At 59.5% G+C, this 19069-nt stretch carries 14 protein-coding genes; 8 read left to right on the top strand and 6 right to left on the bottom strand.

From position 1 onward, the window contains the following. Positions 1-171, bottom strand: a complete 171-nt coding sequence (locus ACIGEK_RS17285) for a hypothetical protein (RefSeq protein WP_397494506.1) — start codon at positions 169-171, stop codon at positions 1-3. Here ACIGEK_RS17285 and ACIGEK_RS17280 point away from each other — a divergent pair. From ACIGEK_RS17280 to ACIGEK_RS17255, 6 genes are read left to right on the top strand one after another with little or no spacing between them, the layout of a single operon-like run. Beyond that, positions 170-3466, top strand: coding sequence for a phage tail tape measure protein (locus ACIGEK_RS17280; protein ID WP_397494505.1), 3297 nt, complete (start codon positions 170-172; stop codon positions 3464-3466). The two genes, ACIGEK_RS17285 and ACIGEK_RS17280, sit on opposite strands and share 2 nt — an antisense overlap. Next, entirely contained in the window at positions 3463-3984 is a 522-nt protein-coding gene (locus tag ACIGEK_RS17275; RefSeq protein ID WP_397494504.1) for a hypothetical protein, read from the top strand. Before ACIGEK_RS17280 ends, ACIGEK_RS17275 begins: the two co-directional genes overlap by 4 nt. Beyond that, entirely contained in the window at positions 3984-5714 is a 1731-nt protein-coding gene (locus ACIGEK_RS17270) for a hypothetical protein (RefSeq protein ID WP_397494503.1), read from the top strand. The genes ACIGEK_RS17275 and ACIGEK_RS17270 overlap by 1 nt, the downstream gene beginning before the upstream one ends. Then, complete coding sequence (locus ACIGEK_RS17265; protein ID WP_397494502.1) at positions 5711-6025, top strand: hypothetical protein; 315 nt, start codon at positions 5711-5713, stop codon at positions 6023-6025. The genes ACIGEK_RS17270 and ACIGEK_RS17265 overlap by 4 nt, the downstream gene beginning before the upstream one ends. After that, positions 6012-7523, top strand: a complete 1512-nt coding sequence (locus ACIGEK_RS17260) for a hypothetical protein (RefSeq protein ID WP_397494501.1) — start codon at positions 6012-6014, stop codon at positions 7521-7523. Before ACIGEK_RS17265 ends, ACIGEK_RS17260 begins: the two co-directional genes overlap by 14 nt. Positions 7524-7534: 11 nt before the next feature. Continuing rightward, a complete protein-coding gene (locus ACIGEK_RS17255) occupies positions 7535-7939 on the top strand; it encodes a hypothetical protein (RefSeq protein ID WP_397494500.1) in 405 nt (134 codons plus the stop codon). A gap of 621 nt (positions 7940-8560) precedes the next feature. Here the strand turns inward: ACIGEK_RS17255 and ACIGEK_RS17250 are convergent. From ACIGEK_RS17250 to metR, 5 genes are all read right to left on the bottom strand, one after another. After that, positions 8561-11707, bottom strand: a complete 3147-nt coding sequence (locus ACIGEK_RS17250) for an efflux RND transporter permease subunit (RefSeq protein ID WP_397494499.1) — start codon at positions 11705-11707, stop codon at positions 8561-8563. A gap of 1 nt (position 11708) precedes the next feature. After that, positions 11709-12791, bottom strand: a complete 1083-nt coding sequence (locus tag ACIGEK_RS17245; protein ID WP_397494498.1) for an efflux RND transporter periplasmic adaptor subunit — start codon at positions 12789-12791, stop codon at positions 11709-11711. Positions 12792-12796: 5 nt separating this feature from the next. Beyond that, positions 12797-13453: a TetR/AcrR family transcriptional regulator gene (locus ACIGEK_RS17240; protein ID WP_397494497.1), complete on the bottom strand. Its 657-nt coding sequence runs from the start codon at positions 13451-13453 to the stop codon at positions 12797-12799. 165 nt (positions 13454-13618) lie between these two features. Next, positions 13619-14383, bottom strand: coding sequence for a substrate-binding periplasmic protein (locus tag ACIGEK_RS17235; protein WP_397494496.1), 765 nt, complete (start codon positions 14381-14383; stop codon positions 13619-13621). Positions 14384-14419: 36 nt separating this feature from the next. Beyond that, positions 14420-15340 carry a transcriptional regulator MetR gene (metR, locus tag ACIGEK_RS17230; RefSeq protein ID WP_397494495.1) on the bottom strand — a complete coding sequence of 307 codons (921 nt, stop codon included), beginning with the start codon at positions 15338-15340 and terminating at the stop codon, positions 14420-14422. A 209-nt stretch (positions 15341-15549) separates the two neighbouring features. Between metR and metE the strand changes: the two genes are divergently transcribed. Continuing rightward, on the top strand, positions 15550-17868 hold the full coding sequence (gene metE / locus ACIGEK_RS17225; RefSeq protein ID WP_397494494.1) for a 5-methyltetrahydropteroyltriglutamate--homocysteine S-methyltransferase: 2319 nt from the start codon (positions 15550-15552) through the stop codon (positions 17866-17868). A 205-nt stretch (positions 17869-18073) separates the two neighbouring features. Next, positions 18074-19063, top strand: coding sequence for an alpha/beta fold hydrolase (locus tag ACIGEK_RS17220; RefSeq protein WP_397494493.1), 990 nt, complete (start codon positions 18074-18076; stop codon positions 19061-19063). Positions 19064-19069 lie beyond the last annotated feature (6 nt).

The following is a 19069-nucleotide window of genomic DNA, read 5'->3' as shown; positions in this document are numbered from 1 at the left end:
TTAGCGCTTTGGTGGCCGCGTTGCAAAGAGGTTGGCAAGCATTACTGGCCCGCCCATGAGCAACATTACAACCGCCGCTAAAAAGATCACGCCGCCTATCCACCAGATGAGCTTCGGAAACAGCAACGCCGAGGCAATAAGCACTAGGAAAATAATGTGGTGAAGTCTCATGTCTGATGTCCGTCTCTCAATTTCCGTTGATGCCAACCAAGGCCGTCGCCAGCTGCAGGAATTCCGCGCTGGTTACAAAGCCTTGGTCGAGCAGCTGAGTGCGCCCCTGGGGCAGCTCTCGGCGTTTCGTGACTTGCAGTCAAGCCTAGTCGAGAACGAAGCCCAGCTCAACGCTACCCGTGCGCGCATTCGTGAGCTTGCCGACGAATTGATCCGCACAGAGAAGCCAACCAAGGCGCAGCAGCAGGCATACCGCGCGCTGACAGGTGAAGCGCGGGCAATGGAACAAGCCATTGCCGGGCAAAAAAGCCAGCTCGCCCAGTTGTCCGGCGCACTGAAAAGCGCCGGGGTAGATACCAACCACCTGAGCAATGAGCAGAAGCGTTTAGCGGCTGATTTGGCACAAGCCAGCAAGGCCGCTGACCAGCAGGCGCGTATTGCCGGGGCGCGTGATGCACTGGGCGTTCGCCCGCATCGCGAGATCCGTGGCGAGATCGTCCAGCTGCAGCGCCAATACCAGATGCTGCAACGTACCGGAACCCTGACCACGGCCGAGCTGGCCCAGGCCAAGGTGCGCTTGCGCGAGCGCGTGGCCGAACTGGAGGTTGGCACCAACGGTTGGGCGCAGAGCCTGAGCCAAACTCGCCTGCAGGTGGGTGCAGCCGCCGCAGGTATGGGCGCTATGGTGTACGCAGGCGGTTCGCTGCTGAAGTTTTACGCCCAATACGCCCAGCGTATGGCCGAGGTGAACAGCATCACCAGCCTGAGCCAGGGCGAGTTCCAGAAGTTGTCCACAGACGTGCGGCAGTTGAGCCAGAACATGGGCAAGGAAGCGACCCAGTCGGCTGCTGCGTTGTACGACATTTTGTCGTCTGGGGTTAACCCGGAGAACAGCATCACCACCCTTGCGCTGGCCACCAAGGCGGCAGTCGCCGGGGTAACCGACACCGCCACGGCCGTGCGTGGTGGCCTGGCGGTGGTCAATGCCTACGGTGAGGGTATCGACAACCTTGGCATGCGTTATGATCAACTGTTCCTGGCCGTGCGCGACGGTGTGACCACCTTTCCCGAGCTGGCCAATTACATCGGCGACGTATTGCCCACAGCCAAGGCTGCCCAGGTTGAGTTCGGTGAAGTTGCCGCCGCTATTGCGCTGATGACTAAGGCCGGTATTCGCACACCTCAGGCTGCCACGGCACTCAAGGGCGCGATCAACGCCTTGGCCGCGCCGGGCAATGCAGCAAAAAACGCAATGGCCGAACTGGGTATTGAATGGCGCGGCCTGACCGCCACCCTTGAAGACATCGCCAGCCGTAACCTGGGGCTGGTCGCCTTGAGCGAGATTCTGCCGGATGTTGAGGCACGCACCGCCGTGCTGGCCCTGACGCAGAATATGGCCGGACTCAAGGGCCAGGTCGTTGCCATGGGCGATGCCAGCGGTGCACTGGACGCCGCCTACGCCAAGATGGCCAACACGCCCCAGGCCGAGCTGGACAAGTTCAACGCCACTTGGGATGAAATGCGTTTGCAAATTGGGGAGGCCGCAACTGCCTTCTTACCCTTGGTTGATGGTGCGCGGGAAGCCATTACGATTTTTAACGGGCTACCAGGGCCTGTTAAAAACCTCGCTGCCGGGGTGATTTTCCTCACAGGTAGTTTGCTTGCGCTGCGTGCAATTTATCTCGCTCTGCGTAACCCATTCGGCCTGTTCCTCGGTCACATGGCCGCAACTCCTGGTGCAGCAGCCGGAGCCGCCAGCGGCATGGGCAGCATCGGCAGCGCGGCCGGTAACCTGATCCCCAAGCTGAAGAACCTGGCGGACGTGGCCAAGCTAGCCAAGGGCGCTTTGGCGCTAGGTGTGGTCGCCTGGACGGGCGGCAAGCTGGTTGAGCTGTACGACACCATTGACGCCATCCGCGACCTGCAAAAGAGCCAGGCCGACTATCAGGCAAGCCTGCAAGCTACCGTCGCGAAAACCACTGAGTATGCCGATGCGGTGATTTTGCCGGCTGAGTCCCTTGCTCGGATGACTGACGCAGAACGCAAGGCATATGCCGAGCGCCTGCGTCTGGCAAATGAGCATTACCGAGCGCAGGGTGAGTTGATCAATCGGCAGAACCCTGGTGAGCAAATTAACCAGGACGCCTTAGCGGCACAACGTCGGGCCGGTGAGTACCGTAGCGCACTGACCGCAATGCAGAACGCCGTTAAGGATGAGCATGCCCAGCGCGAGGCCGCTGAAAGCCGCCACTCTGCCGCTGTTGCCAAGATCAAAGCCGACAACCTCAAGAGCATCCAGGAAGCGCTCGGCGGTGAAATCCTGGCATATGAGTCCGCGAACAAAAAGTTAGAAGCTGCCAACCAGAAAGCGCAGGCGGCTATGAAGGCTCGCGCCTCCCTGGCTAAGGAATTCGCTCAGCTTGTCAAAGACATGAGCGCCCCCTCCACCGAAGGCCCTGCCACCTTCGGTGATGTTACTGCCCTTAAAGCAGGTGCTCGACAATCGCTCCAGGCCGGCGACTCAGAAGCGGCTATCCGGCAGGCCCGCGAGGCGGCTGAGGTACTGCGCGAGCTGAAAGAAAGCGGTGCCAATAGCTATGGCTTTGCCGGGCTGGCAGGTGAGTTGGCGTTAATTGCCGATGAGGCTGCCAGGCTGGATGAACTGAAGGCAGATGTTGAGCGCATTGATGCAATGGGTCGCGTAGATGAGATCAAGGCGCGCATGGATGAGCTGTTGGCGCAGGCCGAGGCGTTCAAGCGTATCAACATCGAATTTAGCGGTTTTGAACAGTCTGCGGAGCAGCTGGAGCAGCAAGCCAAAGAGCTGGCTGACCGGCTTAAAAAATACATGGTAATCCCCGTCAATTACATCGGGGCCGGGGCTGACCAGGCGGCAGCAGCGGCGGCGGCCAATAAGGGGGCGGGCGACATCCTTAACCCCGAGCCTATTAAACGCGCTACTGGTGGTTGGATTGAGGGGCCAGGCAGCACGGTAAGCGACAGTGTGTTGGTTGCAGCGTCGCGTAAAGAATTCATGCTCAACGCCCGTTCGGCTCAGCGCTTGGGCGCGACAAACCTCGACTACATGAACCGTACTGGTGAGCTGCCAGGGCGTGAGCCATTCATTCCAGAGTTCCCCGACATGCCCTCCCTCGATCCTGTCGGTGAGCGTCAGCCGCTCAATCTAGCGATGCCCTGGGGAGGCAGCTACGCACTGCAAGGTGCTCCGTCCGAAGTGCAGAGATTCCAAGAAGACCTGGAACGCGCTCGGGTGAAGTTTGGGGGTACTCAATGACCAATTACATCCTGCCTCTCGTGCTGGGAGATGTACCTATTCCGCCAGCATGCGGGCCAATTCGTCAGCGCTACCAACCGTTTGGCGGCAGCAGTGAGCTGCGTATGGCTAGTGGTCGAGGTATGAAGCAAAGCCATTGGCGAAAGATGCAGATCAGCTCATCAGGCAGTGGCCCGCTCGATCCTGCGCTTACACAGCTGGATTACTCGAAACCGCTGGAGTTGTGGTGCATCAAGCCACTATCAGTCAGTGGTTCCGCGCTCAATTACGAGTTGCCTCTTGAGTCCGCGCGCCGCCCGGATGTTTCTCCATGGGCTTGGGCCTGGGCAAACGGTAGTTGGTTGGAAACTGCGTTGACTATGGAGGGTGCAATTGCCTCTGTAACAGCTGTTCCAGGTGCCGCGCTTTACCGGGTCAGTTGGTATCCACGCTATCTGGTTTTGACCGACGGTGTTGTCAGTGATTTTGATGAGTCGCGCGGCCAGTACGACTGGAGCTTAGAGGCGAGGGAGCGCTGATGCAGTTCAATAGCACCGCATTTAACAGCGTTGAGTTCAACGGCTGGGAGGGCGTCGAGCAGCAAGAGACAGTTGTTGTAGAGCTGGCCGATGGTGTCCGTTGGCGCCTGCGGGTGGTACTGGGCGGCGTTGATGTTTCCGAGCGGTTGACGGGGGTAGTGTCGATTGACCGTGAGGAAGGTGGTGCGCGTATGGCCAAGCTCAACCTACTACCGCCTCCTGGCGAGTTCGACGTGGATACGCTGACAGGCAAAGCGCTCTTTATTACTAGGCAGCGTCTTGATGGTGGGGTGATTGAGAGTGAAACCCTTCGATTCACGGGCGAAACACTGCGGCCGGGAATTGATGCATTCACTAAGGTGGTCAGTGTCACTGCGTCATGCGTGCTGCAAAAGCGCATAGAGCTGATGAGCATTGAGGCAATCAATGCACTTCTGCCAACAGGCTACTGGTCTGCTGCAGTTTTCGGTGAGCTAGAGAAGCACTGGCAGTATTGCAAAGATCGCTGCTCAACCATGCCTGGCAACCTCGATAGCGCCCCTAATGGAAGCCTGCGCTATACCCCGTGGCAGGCCTCCAGCGTGCCGCATTTTAGCCTTAGCGCAGATGAAATTATTGACGGCAGTATGAGCCTGCGTCCCGCTGATGCTTCGCAGCTGATCAACCATATTGAGATTGAGTTGGAGTATCGGTACACGCGGCTGCGCCATCGTTCGCATACGTTGTCGTGGACGCACCCTACATCGAGCTTTTGCGAGTGGTTGGCGGAAAGTACAGAGCTGCCGACGCAAAGCATGCTGGTTGAGGCCTTGGAGCAAGGTGGCTGGGCTGTTATCGGAGCGCCCATGCTGACCGTTCTCCCTCCGTCGATGCCTGATCCTTGTGGTTCAGGCGGCGCATGGATCAACCGTTTTACTGATGATCCTCACTTGCTGAGCTTCATTGCCACGGTCGCCAAACGCACCTCTCAAACGTTTACAGAGCGCTACCGGCTCACGCTTACAGCGTCCGGTTCAGTTGTGTCTTTTGGCATCCAGCCAAGCCGGGAGCGCTACAGCGACGATGTTGAGTTTGATGCGGGTAGCTGGGAAGACCTTCCGCCAACAAGCTCGCCAGATGGCGCAACCAGTGATGGTTCTGGCGACGCGGTTATCGACAAAGACGAACCCGGCCGCCGTGAAAATGCCTTAAGAACAGCAATGCACGCTGAGCGCGTGCGGATGCTGGCCTCGCACCGCCTGGCTCGATACGACTTCCAAACACCGATAACTGACGCGGTTTACGACACAACACATACCTTCCGTGCAGTGGCCAGCGGTTTAACGGTTCAAGGCAAAGCAGCGCGCGTGCAAGAGGCCTGGGATATGGATGCAGGCACTGAGATTGCCACTATAGAACTGGCCATCAGCCGGGGCGGAATGCCCGTGATTGATAGCGTCATTAGCCCCCCAGGCAGACCTGTCTTTGATCTTGGCCCTGCGCCGAGTGGCAGCACCGTGTTGGCCACCCAGTTGGGTGGCCGTGTGGGCGCGCCTGAATACGATGAAGAACTAGCCAGCTTTTCCGGTAACTACAGCTGGTCGGCCGACTTCGTTGAAAAGTATCCGCGCCGTTTGCAGTTTGATACGCCGGATATTGAAGGCCGCTATCGCGACCCGGTAGAGGCCGAGGCCGTGGCTGCATTCCAGGTAAACATTCCCACCGACCTTCTATTGGTGGAGGTTCTATGAGCGATCAGAGCCTGGTTAAAACGCTAAACCTGTTGGTCGATCCGCGCCGCCGTAAAACGCTCAAAGCGGGTGAACCGCGCGGTCCGATCCGTGGTAATCGCGTCGCAGTGGATTACACCCCGGTGTCAAAAGGCGGAGGTATTGCCAGCCCTCTCAATGAGGTTGAAGGCTCTCGCGAGTATTACGACCCAGTGTTGCTGCCCTCCACTGACGGTATGGCGTGGATTTTATGGAAAGTCATCAAGAAAACTGAGTTCACCGATGCAAATGGTGCGACAGAAGAAAGGAACTGGGTGAATGACAATGTTTAGCCCATTAGCGCGCCCTTTGGCATTCGGCTGGCCCTGGCATGGGTTGATCAGGAAGAGTGAGGCCGGCACCACTGAATTGATTTTGAATAGCGGAGGTGTCAAGGCGCTGGATGAGGATGCGTTTGGTGGCCCTGAAACCTATCTGTTTGATGCGGACATGCCACTACCAGACATTCCTTCGCCGCCAGAGCATGACTACTGGAATGTAGGCATTCGCCGTGGCTATGAAGGGTCAATGATTTGGGGCGGTGTGGGTGTGTTTAAGGGGTGCGTCATTGGCGGCAAGCCATATCCAGAAGAGATCGAGGTGTTCGGTTCTAGCACTGAGGCGCTCACCGTTATTGTGAGGCGTCGGGTCGAGGGGGTATGGCTTACGGTCGATCAAAAGACCATTACGTTGACTGGCTTAGGTGTTGATACATCACGCCTGTGGCCTGAGGGGACGCCAAGCTTCTGGGGCTTTCAGTACGGCAAAATTGATTGTTCGAAACTGGGTGATAAGTGGCTGTACGCCTTGAAGGTGGTGGATAACCGCGACGGATACCCCAAGCAGATTGCGATTGTTGAGCTGGCATATAACCCGATCACCGAAACAGTCAGCGTCCACGTTGTAGCCGACTTTGAGCAATGCTTCGTCGGGAGCCTGGTTAATGAACAAGACTCGATTGAGCCTCAGCAATGGCGTCGGTATAGCGTTGGCGGTATGCCTGTAGATGTAAGGGAAGGCGACCCGCCCCCATCAGGCGTTCCCGAGCATGACTACATCGGCTACACCCTTGGCGATTACACAGCATCGTATGAAATCGAGCGGGTTATCCATGCCTGGTACAGCGCCGATGGTTCTGTACGGTTGATCAAATTGGCGAAGCGCTCAACTACTCGCCGTAATTTGATAACCATGGAGTACAAAGAACTGTCCGAGCGCCGCGAGTGGTGGCTGGATGGCATTAAAGCCCATGACTTTCTTTTCGAGCAAAGCGTTGAGTACATCCCTGTAGGGGATGCAACAGGCTCCTGGTACTCACGCACAATCACCACAGAATTAATCAATGGCACCGCCTCTGAACCGGTCACCGTAGACCTCCCTGACGGCCTTGTACGTGAGTACCTGCTCGGGCCGCTTGTGGCGATCAGCCGCACGGCCTATCCAATTCCGCAGTTAGTGATGGATGACGACCGCCGTCACACCTTCATCTACCGGCGCTCAGTGACCGTTTTGCGCCTCTGCAACAAGATGCTGGCATTGCTCTCTACCAGTGTCTTTGGTGATGCGCTTTATGGTGCTCTGGATGGAGGCCCTAGCTTTTTGTATCCCGGTACTCGTGTTGTTCTTGAGCAAGCTCAAGCGATTCATCCGGACGGGGTAGATGAGGCACGCCACTCCAGAGAGTACAGCAATGGGGTCGCTATTCCGTTTGGTTGGTTTAGCGGCTCTCACAACCCCGTCACCGGGGAAACGATCAGGGCCGTTCCCGGCTTTATCCATACCTGGGTTTAAGGAGCAGCAGCATGCGGCGTTATGTGAACAACTGGCAGCAGCCTGTTGTGCTTGGTGAACAGGAGCTGAGTTTGGCTCTAGACCTTCCAGATGGCGAGTACCGCCTGACCTTAAGTGATGCACAGGTTTCGGCACAGCGCTGGGAAATCATCGACGCAGCCGTTTCCGCTGGTGTTGCAACGCTTGAGCGGGCGCTAGAGGGAACTAGCCAGCAAGACTGGCCCGCAGGCAGCGTGATCCGTGCGGGCCTCACGGCAGGAATGTTTGAAGCGCTTGTGAGCGCTATGGCTGACCTACAAGCGCGAGTAGTCGCTCTTGAAGGGGGCAGCACCCCTAACGGTGCTTTGGTCGATCAGGCCGGCACAATTCTGACGCACCAGTCGGGTGCAATCCTTACCTATGGAGAAACCCTATGACAACCGTACCCCATGTGCTCCACGGTGAAACACCACCACAGGGCACTCCGCCAAGTATCGGCGCACATTACATCGACACCGCATCTGGACGGCACTGGATCGCCGTTAGCACTGGAGAATGGCAAGAGCAGATGCGTCATATACACGGCTTTGGAGAGCCCACTGATCCACCAGTAGGGCCATCGATATACGTGTCATCGATCAGCCCATTCGGTGCATGGGTGGCAGTCTTTCGTAATGGCGAGTATTGGGCATGGACAGCTTTGGCAACTGCCGAACCAGCGCCTTGAGGCCAGGTGCGGTGGAGGTGGTAAAGTTTTGTGCCAAAACTCGCGCTAAAATATGGCCCCGAGCGCGGTTTGCTCTATGCCAAATACCGCGCGAACCGGTGCCAAAACCGGCGCGCGCTTACATCTAGGGAGCTAGAGCCCTGCAAGGCTCTACGTTAGTAACAGCCTTCGGCTGGTCAAAGCGGGCGAGGAAGCGGAGTGTACTTTTGTACATAAGCATTACTCGCTTCGCTCGCCCTTCGGGCCGCACTAAAGTGCGTTAACCGCTAGCGGCTTTCCGAGCCTGTTTTTAACGCGGCAGGACCGACGCGCAGCAGATCGTAAATAGGTTCTATGGCGTGCGTTGCAGCTCGGTCTTACCTGTCGCACTGGCCAGCAGGTGTTCTGGCAGGTCGAGCAGGTCATCGTCGAAGGTCTCCAGCGGTGGCGGGCGACGTTCGAAACGCGAGCCGAGAACCAACAGGCAAGGCGTCAGCAACAGGGTCAGGACGGTGGCGAAAGTCAGGCCGCCGGCGATGGCGCTGGATAGCTGGGTCCACCATTGCGTCGACGGTGCGCCAAGGCCCAGGCTCGGGGTGAGCAAGTCGACGTTGACCCCCACCACCATTGGCACCAGCCCCAGTACAGTGGTCACCGCAGTGAGGAGCACTGGACGCAGGCGCAGACTGCCGGTTTCCAGCGCCGCGGCGCGCGGCTCTAGGCCCTGACGACGCAGCTGGTTGTAAGTATCGATCAGGATGATGTTGTTGTTCACCACAATCCCGGCCAGGGCAATCAGACCCATGCCGACCATGACGACGCCAAAGGACTGCCCGTTAACCAGCAGCCCCATCAGCACCCCGGCCGTCGACAGGACGATGGCTGAGAGCACCAGCAGTGACTGATAAATGCTGTTGAACTGGGTCACCAGGATGATAAACATCAGGAAGATCGCCACCGCAAAGGCGGTACCAAGGAAGGTCGCCGCCTGTTTTTGGTCTGCGCCTTCGCCGGCCACTTTAAGCTGCACATCACTGGGGGGCGTGCCCATGGCTTTTTCCAGTGCGCTTTGGCGTTCTGCCAATTGAGCGCCTTCGGCCAAATCTGCCTGCAGGGTGATGGTGCGGTTGCCATCGACCCGGCGCAGGGTGCCGACTTTGGGTGCCTGCTCTAATGAGACGAAGTTGCTCAGCGGGATCTGCCCGGCCGGTGTATTCAGGGTCAGGCGGCCGAGCTGGTCGAGGGAGCGCCAGTTGGCGGGCAGACGCACGCGGATATCGACTTCGTCGGTGGCGTCCTCTGGGCGATAAGTCGCTAGCTTGAGACCGTTGGTGACCATCTGCACCGCATTACCCACGCTCAGCACATCGGCGCCGAAGCGTGCGGCGGCTTCGCGGTCGACCTTGATCCGCCACTCGATGCCCGGCAATGCGCGGTCATCTTCAATATCCTTGAAGCCGCCAATGCGCTGCATGGTTTCGCGCAGCGTATCTACATACAGGTCAGCCTGCTGGAAATCATGGGAGCTGATTTGCAGCTTGAGTGGTTTACCGCTGCTCGGGCCTTCCTCCTGTTTGCGGAACTCCAGAACAATGCCGGGGATGTCGGCTGTACGCGTGCTCATGTCTGCGAGAATCTTGCTGGCCGAACGTCGATCGTGCCATTCGACGAACTGGAATTGCAGGGTGCCGATTACATCTGCACCGAGCTGGCCGTCCGGCTGTGCCAGGGAACGAGCATACAGCGCCTTAACCTCGCTCATGCCGAGCAGGCGTTTTTCCACCTGTTGCAGTAGGGCGTCCTTCTCCTGCACTGATAAATCACCACGAGCACGCAGCCAGATCTGCGCACTTTCCGGCTCGGTTTCGGGGAAGAATTCCACGCCATGATTGAAGCGGCCGTAGGCGGTATAGATCAGCGCAATGACCGCGAGAATACCCAGCAAGGTCAGGCCAGGTCGTTTCAGCAAGGTGCCTAGCAGCTTGCGATAACCCACGGCACCTCGGCCCGGCTGAGTCGATTGCGGCAGCGGTTGGCCGCCAGTGACCGCACCAAGTACCGGCAGAAACACCAGGGCCATGGCCAACGAGGCGAGCAGACAGACGATCACCGTGGCCGGCAGGTATTTCATAAACTGGCCGACCACGCCTGGCCAGAACAGCAGCGGCAGGAACACCACCAAGGTGGTGGCGGTGGACGCGATTACCGGCCAGGCCATCCGCATGGCGGCGTTGGCCCAGGCCTGGCGCGGCGTTTGCCCCTGATGCAGGTAGCGGTCGGCCAGCTCGGAGACCACGATGGCGCCGTCCACCAGCATGCCGGCGACCAGAATCAGGCTGAATAGCACAACGATGTTGAGGGTGAAACCGAGCATCCAGATCAGCAGGATGCCCGTCAGAAAAGCCCCCGGAATCGTCAGCCCAACCAGCAATGCCGAGCGCATGCCCATGCTCGCCACCACCAGAATCAGCACCAGAACGATGGCGGTTATTACGTTGTTGAGCAGGTCGCTGAGCATGGTTTTTACCTGCTGCGACTGATCCATGATGTAGCTGACCTTGAGTCCCTCAGGCAGCAGCGGCTGGGCTTTGACCATCAGCGCCTTGACCTGCTCGATGGTGTCGATGATGTTCGCGCCGCTGCGCTTGGAAACCTCCAGCACCACCGCTGGCTGGCCATTGATCCGCGCGTAGCCGGTGGGGTCCTTGAAGGTGCGGTGAATGGTGGCGACATCGCCGAAGGTCACCACGCTGTTGCCCACTACCTTGATCGGCATGGACAGCACGTCTTCGAGATTTTCGATCACCCCGGGCACTTTCATGCTCATGCGCCCGGCGCCGGTGTCCAGGCTGCCGGCGGCGACCAGGCGGTTGTTGCGGCTAACCAGGTTGAACAGCTCGTTGTAATCGATGCCGTAGCTGTCGAGCACCTGCGGGTCGACGACGATTTCCAACAGGTCTTCGCGATCGCCACCAATTTCAACCGACAGTACTTCGGCGATGCCTTCGACGTTCTCTTTCAGGCGACGGGCGATGTACACCAGTTCGGTTTCGGCAATTGGCCCGGACAGGCCAATCGATAGCACCGGAAACAGTGCCACGTTGACCTCATTGACCGTGGGCTCATCGGCTTCTTCCGGCAGCTTGCTGCGGGCGGTATCGACCTTCTCACGTACATCGGCCAGTGCCAGCTTGGCGTTGAAGCCGGCATCAAATTCCAGAGTCACCGAGGCATGGCCCTCGCTGGCCATGGAACGCATTTCCTTGACGCCTTCCAGGCTGCGCAGCTCCTGTTCCAGGGGGCGTACTAGCAGGCGTTCGGCGTCTTCCGGGCTGATCCCTTCAAGGCTCACCGATACATAGATGATTGGAATGCTGACGTCCGGGTTGGCTTCCTTGGGAATGGCGAAATAGGCTGCTATGCCCCCAAGCATCAGAAACAGCAAGACCAGCAGGCTGGTGCGGCTACGGTCCAGCGCCGCAGCGATCAGGCTATGCATATCAGCTGCCCCCTTTGGCCAGCTGGCTGATCACCTGCTGACCCGGCTCGACAAAGCCCTGGCCGAGGGTAATCAAGGCCACTTTGTGCGGCAGGCCGCTGACCCAGGCGCCCTGGTTGTCGACGCTGATCAACTGCACCGGGGTGAACTGCACCGTTTGCTCGTCATCGACCCACTTGACGCCATGCCGGCCGGCTTTATCCAGGCTCAGCAAGGCAGGCGACAGGCGATGGGCCAGGGCTTCGCCGGTTTGTACATGCAGGGTCGCGCTGGCACCCGCCAGGCGTAGGGCCTGCGGGTTATCGACCTTGACCTCAATGCGGAAGCTGCGTGAGCCGGGGTCGGCGGCTGCGGCTATAAAATGCAGCTCACCCTGTAATTCGCGGCCGTCGAGTAGTTCGACCTTAACCGGCTGACCAAGCTTGAGCTGGGTGACTTCCTGCTGAGCGATCTGCGCGCTGACCTTGAGCTGGCTGATGTCGACCAGGGTCAGCAAGCTTTGCCCTGGCTGAACAAAATCGCCGAGCTCGACCATGCGCTGGTCATACACCCCGGCAAAGGGCGCGCTGATTTGTGTATTGCCCAGCTGAATGCGCGCCAGGTCCAGCTCGGCGCGGGCCTTGGCCAACTCGCTCTGCAGGCGAATCAGCTCGTTGGTGGAAATCATGTTGCGTTCACGCAGGCGGTCGGCGGCGCTGGCATCGGCGGCGCGCTGACGTACATCGGCCTCACCCTTGGCCACCTGGGCTGGGCGGTTATCCGTGGACAGGCTGAGCAGCAGTTGGCCTTGCTTGACCGGGCTGCCCTTGTCCTGATCCAGACGAATCACCGTGCCACTGATCTGCGAGCGTAACTCGACCCGTCGCCAGGCTTCGATCTGCCCCTGTACCACATGCTGGCGCTGCATTGGGCTGGCTTCCAGCCACTGCACTTCAACCTTGGTCAGGCCCTTTACCTCTGCAGGCGCATCGGCTGAGGCAGTTTCCTGCGCCTTGAACAGCGAGCCGCTGAGCAGCCAGAGCACGAGCAATAGACTGATGGCGATGGCGATCAACCAGGGACGTTTGGACAGCTGAGTGAACATGGCGGTTACTCGTGACTATTAGAGGTGGCAAGTAGGGCGGTTGCCTGGGCGCACAGGCCGGCAATGATGAAGTCGGTGACGCGGGCGAAGTAGTCATCCAGGGCAATTGGCTCCGCCCAGTGGGCGAAGCCACCGGAGGCGATGCGCGCCATCACCCCGTTAACGCAGGCCTCGACGCCCCATAACAGGTTCTGACAATCGCTCTGGCTAAGGGCCTGGTTGTTCAGGGTGACGTTGAGCATGTCGCCGAAAAACAGCTGATATTCGTACTCGATCTCGAGGAACTGCTGGCGGTACGGAGCTTCCAGGCGTTCCTGAAACTCTGGGCGATCGCAGTGCAGGCATAGTTGCGCCTGGATCGGATTGGCCAGCATCTGCTCGAAAGCGCGGCGGATCACTCGGCGCATAGCATCCTGCGCTGGGCTGGCGGCATGCAGCTCGCGCAGTTCCAAGAGATTTTCGCGGCTGAGGTCGAGTACCAAGCGTGCATACAGTGCTTCCTTGCTGGGGAAGTGCTTGTACACCGTGCCTTTGCCGATGCCTGCGGCAATCGCCACTTCGGCAATGGTCACGCGGTCCCAGGGCTGCTCGGCAAACAGCTGACGGGCGGCGGCGAGGAGGGCGTGCTCGCGTTGTTCAAAGAGTTGATCTTGGTAGCGCATGGGCATTTATCAAAGGCTGTGACCGGTGGTCATGCTATGACTGTTGGTCACGATGAGCAAGCCAGCAGATGTAACAGGCTTTGCCGGGGCTCGGCTCGTCAGTAGATCGTTGGAAAGTCTAGGGGAAGGCAGCGCAGGCCGTTTTTCAACAACCTGCTAGGGCTGTCAGGGGGCGATGGGTGAGTTGAACTGATGCCAGATCTGCGCGTAACGGCCGCTGTCCTTGAGTTCACGCAGGCCTTGGTCGAACAGCTGCTGCAAGCGTTCACTTTCAGGTAGCCGGCGGGAGAAAATCAGGTGGTAGTCCCAGGTCTCGTAGCTTTGCGTGGTGGTCAGTTTTGCGCGCTCCTTGGCGCTGAGTTGGCTGAGTAGATGGCTACCTGAGCCTTTTACGATATCCACGGCATCGATGCGTCCAGCGGCCAGCTTACGCAGGTTGATCAGCTCATCTCCGCTGGCCTCGTACTGTACCCAGCCGCGCTGTTCGGCTTGTTCCAGTACCGGCATCTTTGCCGAGCCCAGCGGAATGCCGATGCGCAGGCCGTTGAGCTGCTCGGCCCCGGCTAGACTGCCGTCCCAGCTGATGGGCTTATCGCGGCGATAAAACAGCACCACTTCATCGCGATAGACCACTGCCGAGAACAGGCAGTCGGCCTCGCGCTCAGGCGTGCGGCCCCAGATGGCCGAGGCTTGCCAGCGTCCTTTCTTGACCTCCGTGTAGGCGCGCTTCCAGGGGAAGAAGCCATATTCCACACTCACGCCTTGGGTGGCGAAGGCTTCGTTGAGCAACTGCGGCACCACGCCATAGTGCGGCAGCGCCTCACCGATAAAGGGTGGCCATTCGCCGATGGCGATGCGGATCTGTTCCTGGCTTTGTGCAGGCTGGCAGAGGCCGGCGCAGAGCAGCAGAGTGGTGAGCAAACGGCGCATACAGTGCTCGATATTCAGGCGGCGGGATATACAAGCTTAGCCGCGCGCCACGCTGACGCCTTCCAAGTTGGCGAATGAGGTGTCCTTGGCCGTTAGCAGGAAGTCGCGCATAAACGGCGCATCGAGCATATCGGTACGGATGCCGGCATACAGGGTGGCGAACAGGCCTTTGTCGCCCAGGCGCTTGGCTGTTACGTAACCGCGCGAGCTGTATTCATGCAGTGCCCAGTTGGGTAGGCCGCAAACGCCACGGCCGCTGGCCACCAGCTGCATCATCATCACCGTCAACTCGGAGGTGCGTACCTGAGCGGGCTCAACATCCGCTGGTTCCAGGAAGCGGGTGAAGATATCCAGGCGGTCGCGTTCCACCGGGTAGGTGATCAGGGTTTCTGTGGCCAGGTCCTGCGGTTTGATGCTGGGTTTGCTCGCCAGCGGGTGCTGGTTGGCCACTGCCAGCATGGCTTCGTAGGTAAACAGCGGCACATAGGTGATACCGGCCAGTTCCAGCGGATCGCTGGTTACCACCAGGTCCAGATCGCCACGGGCCAAGGCTGGCAGTGGGGCAAAGGAGAAGCCCGAGGCCAGGTCCAGCTCCACCTCCGGCCAGGCATCGCGGAACTGGTCGATGGTCGGCATCAGCCACTGGAAGCAGCTGTGGCATTCGATGGCCATATGCAGACGTCCGGCAGTGCCACCGGCCAGGCGCGCCAGATCCCGCTCGGCACCGCGCAACAGTGGCAATACCGTGTCGGACAGTTGCAGTAGGCGCAGGCCAGCGCTGGTAAAACGCACCGGCTTGGTCTTGCGTACAAACAGCTGCATGCCCAAGCGTTCTTCCAACTCTTTGAACTGGTGAGACAGTGCCGATTGAGTCAGGTGCAGGCGCTCGGCGGCATCCACCAGGCTTTCGCTTTCGCGTAGGGCATGCAGGGTTTTCAGGTGGCGTAATTCGAGCATGACGGGCTCCAGGATATTTCGAAAATCTTCTTTACGCAGGAGCGGGCAATGCCCGCACAACACATCGAGTGCATGGTCGGCTCCCGCAAAATATGGGCTAGCAGAACATGAGTAAAACTATAGTTCAAGGCGAATAGATTGAGTTTGTCTCAAGCAGAGGCGGTGCCGAGAATAGCCACCATCTTGTTTATCTGCTGGAGCGTTCTGACATGGCCCTGTCCCATTCCCTTGGTTTTCCGCGTATCGGCCGCGACCGTGAACTGAAAAAAGCCCTGGAGGCCTTCTGGAAGGGCGAGCTGGATGAAGCCGGCCTGCAGGCGGTTGGCCGCGAGCTGCGCGCGGCTCACTGGCAGCTGCAGAAGGACGCCGGCATCGACCTGCTGCCAGTCGGTGATTTCGCCTGGTACGACCAGGTGCTGAGCCACTCGCTGACTTTCGGCGTCATCCCCGAGCGTTTCCGCCCGGCAAACGGTAAGCCAACCCTGGATACCTTGTTCGGCATGGCGCGTGGTGCCGTTGCAAACACGAGTGGCAACAGCTGCTGCGCTGGTGCGCATGCGCAGCCCGCGTCTGCACAAGAGCTAACCAAATGGTTCGACACCAACTACCACTACCTGGTCCCCGAGTTCACGGCCGATCAGCAGTTCCAGCTGAGCTGGGAGCAACTGTTTGATGAAGTAGAGGAAGCGCACGCCCTGGGCCACACCATCAAACCGGTGTTGATCGGCCCGTTGACCTATCTGTGGCTGGGCAAGGCCAAGGGTAGCGAGTTCGATCGTCTCGACCTGCTGGAGCGGTTGTTGCCGGTCTACGGCGAGATCTTGCAGCGCTTGGCCGCCCAGGGTGTGGAATGGGTGCAGATCGATGAGCCGATTCTGGTGCTGGACCTGCCGCAAGCCTGGAAGAATGCCTTCGAACGCGCCTACAACCTGCTGCAGCGTGAACCGGGCAAGAAGCTGATCGCCACCTATTTCGCCGGCCTTGAGGACAACCTCGGTCTGGCCGCGAGCCTGCCGGTGGATGGTCTGCATATCGACCTGGTGCGTGCTCCCGAGCAGTTCCCGACCATTCTCGACCGCCTGCCGGCCTACAAGGTGCTGTCGCTGGGTGTGGTCAACGGCCGTAACGTCTGGCGCACTGATCTGCAGCCGGTTCTGCAGATTCTGCAGCAGGCTCAGGAGCGCTTGGGTGAGCGCCTGTGGGTGGCGCCGAGCTGCTCGCTGCTGCACAGTCCGGTCGATCTGCACCGTGAAGACAAACTGGATAGCGAGCTGAAAAGCTGGCTGGCCTTCGCCGTGCAGAAGTGCGAGGAAGTCGCGCTGCTGACGACGGCCCTGAATGACCCGCAGGATGCCCGAGTGCAAGCCGCATTGGCGGCCAGCAATGCCGTGCAGGCCCGCCGCGCGCAATCGCCGCGTATCCACAAACCCGCGGTGCAGGCACGTCTGGCCGCGATTACTGCCGCCGACAGCCAGCGCCAATCGCCATTTGCCACACGTATCGAGCAGCAGCGCGCGCGTCTGCAGTTGCCTGCATTCCCTACGACCACCATCGGCTCGTTCCCGCAGACAGCTTCGATCCGTCTGGCGCGCCAATCGTTCAAGGCTGGCAAGCTGTCTGCCGTTGAATACACCGAGGCCATGCACAGCGAGATCCGCCATGCCGTCGAGGTACAGGAAAACCTCGGCCTGGATGTGCTGGTGCACGGCGAAGCTGAGCGCAATGACATGGTCGAGTACTTCGCCGAGCAACTCGACGGCTATGCCTTCACCCGTTTCGGTTGGGTGCAGAGCTATGGTTCGCGCTGCGTTAAACCGGCGGTGATCTATGGTGACCTGAGCCGTCCCAAGGCCATGACCGTGGCTTGGATCGGCTATGCGCAAACCCTCACCAAAAAAGTGATGAAGGGCATGCTGACCGGTCCGGTGACCATGCTGATGTGGTCCTTCCCGCGTGATGATATCTCTCGCGAGCAGCAGGCGCGTCAGTTGGCCCTGGCGATTCGTGACGAAGTGGTGGACCTGGAAACGGCCGGCATCAAGATCATCCAGGTCGACGAAGCTGCCTTCCGTGAAGGCCTGCCGCTGCGTCAGGCGCAGTGGCAGAGTTACCTGAACTGGGCCACCGAGGCCTTCCGCCTGTGCGCCTCGGGCGTGCGCGACGAAACGCAGATCCACACCCATATGTGCTACAGCGAGTTCAACGATGTGATCGAGTCCATTGCTGCCATGGATGCCGACGTCATCACCATCGAGACCTCGCGCTCGGACATGGAGTTGCTGGAGGCCTTCGAACGTTTCGACTACCCCAACGACATCGGCCCGGGTGTATACGACATCCACTCGCCACGGGTGCCGGACAGCAGCGACATGGTCAATTTGCTGCGTAAGGCCGCTCAGCGTATCCCCGTCGAGCGGCTGTGGGTCAACCCGGACTGCGGCCTGAAAACCCGCGCCTGGCCGGAGACCGAGGCAGCGTTGATCAATATGGTCTCTGCCGCACGTCAGCTACGTACCGAGCTGGCCTGATTGCTGGGTAGTCGCAGCTAAAACTCTGCCACTGTCCTAATCGGCTGTGGCAGGGGCTTAGCTCGCATTTGTTGTGGCAGCGGGAGACCGCTCGTCTCCCTTCATCAAACTGTCACGCTTGTGTGGCAGCGCGCCCGTACAAACATCATCACACTCGCGTCTTAATGGGGTGCTGCGTTCTGCTGTCCCGGGGCTGGGTGATGTTATGCGTGGGTTGATTCTTCTCGCTGCACTGTTGTGCGGCCTGCCGGTTTTTGCGGCGCAGCGGTGTGATGTTCAGGTGCCGACGCACACGGCTGACGTGGGTGAGGTACGTCTGGCGTATCAGAGCATTGGCCATGACAGTGATCCGGCGCTGCTGCTGGTAATGGGCCTTGGCGGCCAACTGATTCACTGGCCGGATGAAGTGGTCGAACGCCTGTGTCAGCAGGGTTTTCGGGTAATCCGCTTTGATAACCGTGATGTCGGCCTGAGCAGTTGGGCTGGCACGCCTCCGGCTATCAATCTGACTTATGAAGCGCTGCGCTATCGACTGGGGCTGTCGGTGGCGGCGCCTTATGGTTTGCGTGACATGGCCCGTGATGCTCTGGGGCTGCTGGATGCCTTGGCGGTGGATCAGGTGCACGTACTCGGGGCGAGCATGGGCGGGATGATTGCCCAGCATATGGCCGACCTTGCGCCTGAACGGGTGCAGAGCCTGACCTTGATCATGACCAGCTCCGGTGCCCAAGGCCTACCAGCGCCAAGCAGCGCGCTGCTGAGCCTGCTGGCCAAACGTGAAGCGCCCAACCGTGCAGTCGCCCTGGAACAGCAGGCCGACCTGCTGGCGGCACTGGGCAGCCCCACGGTCAGCGATGACCGGCAGTTATTGCTGCAACAGGCGCAGATCGCCTACGACCGCGCCTTCAACCCGGAGGGTGTTCAGCGCCAGCTGCTGGCGATCCTGGCTGAGCCGAGCCGGGTTGAGCTGCTCAACCGCCTACGTGTGCCGACCCTGGTGGTGCATGGTACGGCTGATCCGCTGCTGCCAGTGATGCACGGTGTGCATGTGGCGGCGCATATCAAAGGCAGCGAGTTGCGTTTGATTCCGGGTCTGGCTCATCGCTTTCAGGAGGCCTTCAAGGAGCCGTTGTTGGCCGCGGTGTTGCCGCACTTACAAGCGCATCGTCAGGATGGGCATTGGGCTCAGCTGTAGTTGATC

Source organism: Pseudomonas sp. NPDC079086, from assembly GCF_044542155.1.
Classification (GTDB): Bacteria; Pseudomonadota; Gammaproteobacteria; order Pseudomonadales; family Pseudomonadaceae; genus Aquipseudomonas.
This window is presented reverse-complemented; position numbering and strand designations above follow the sequence as displayed.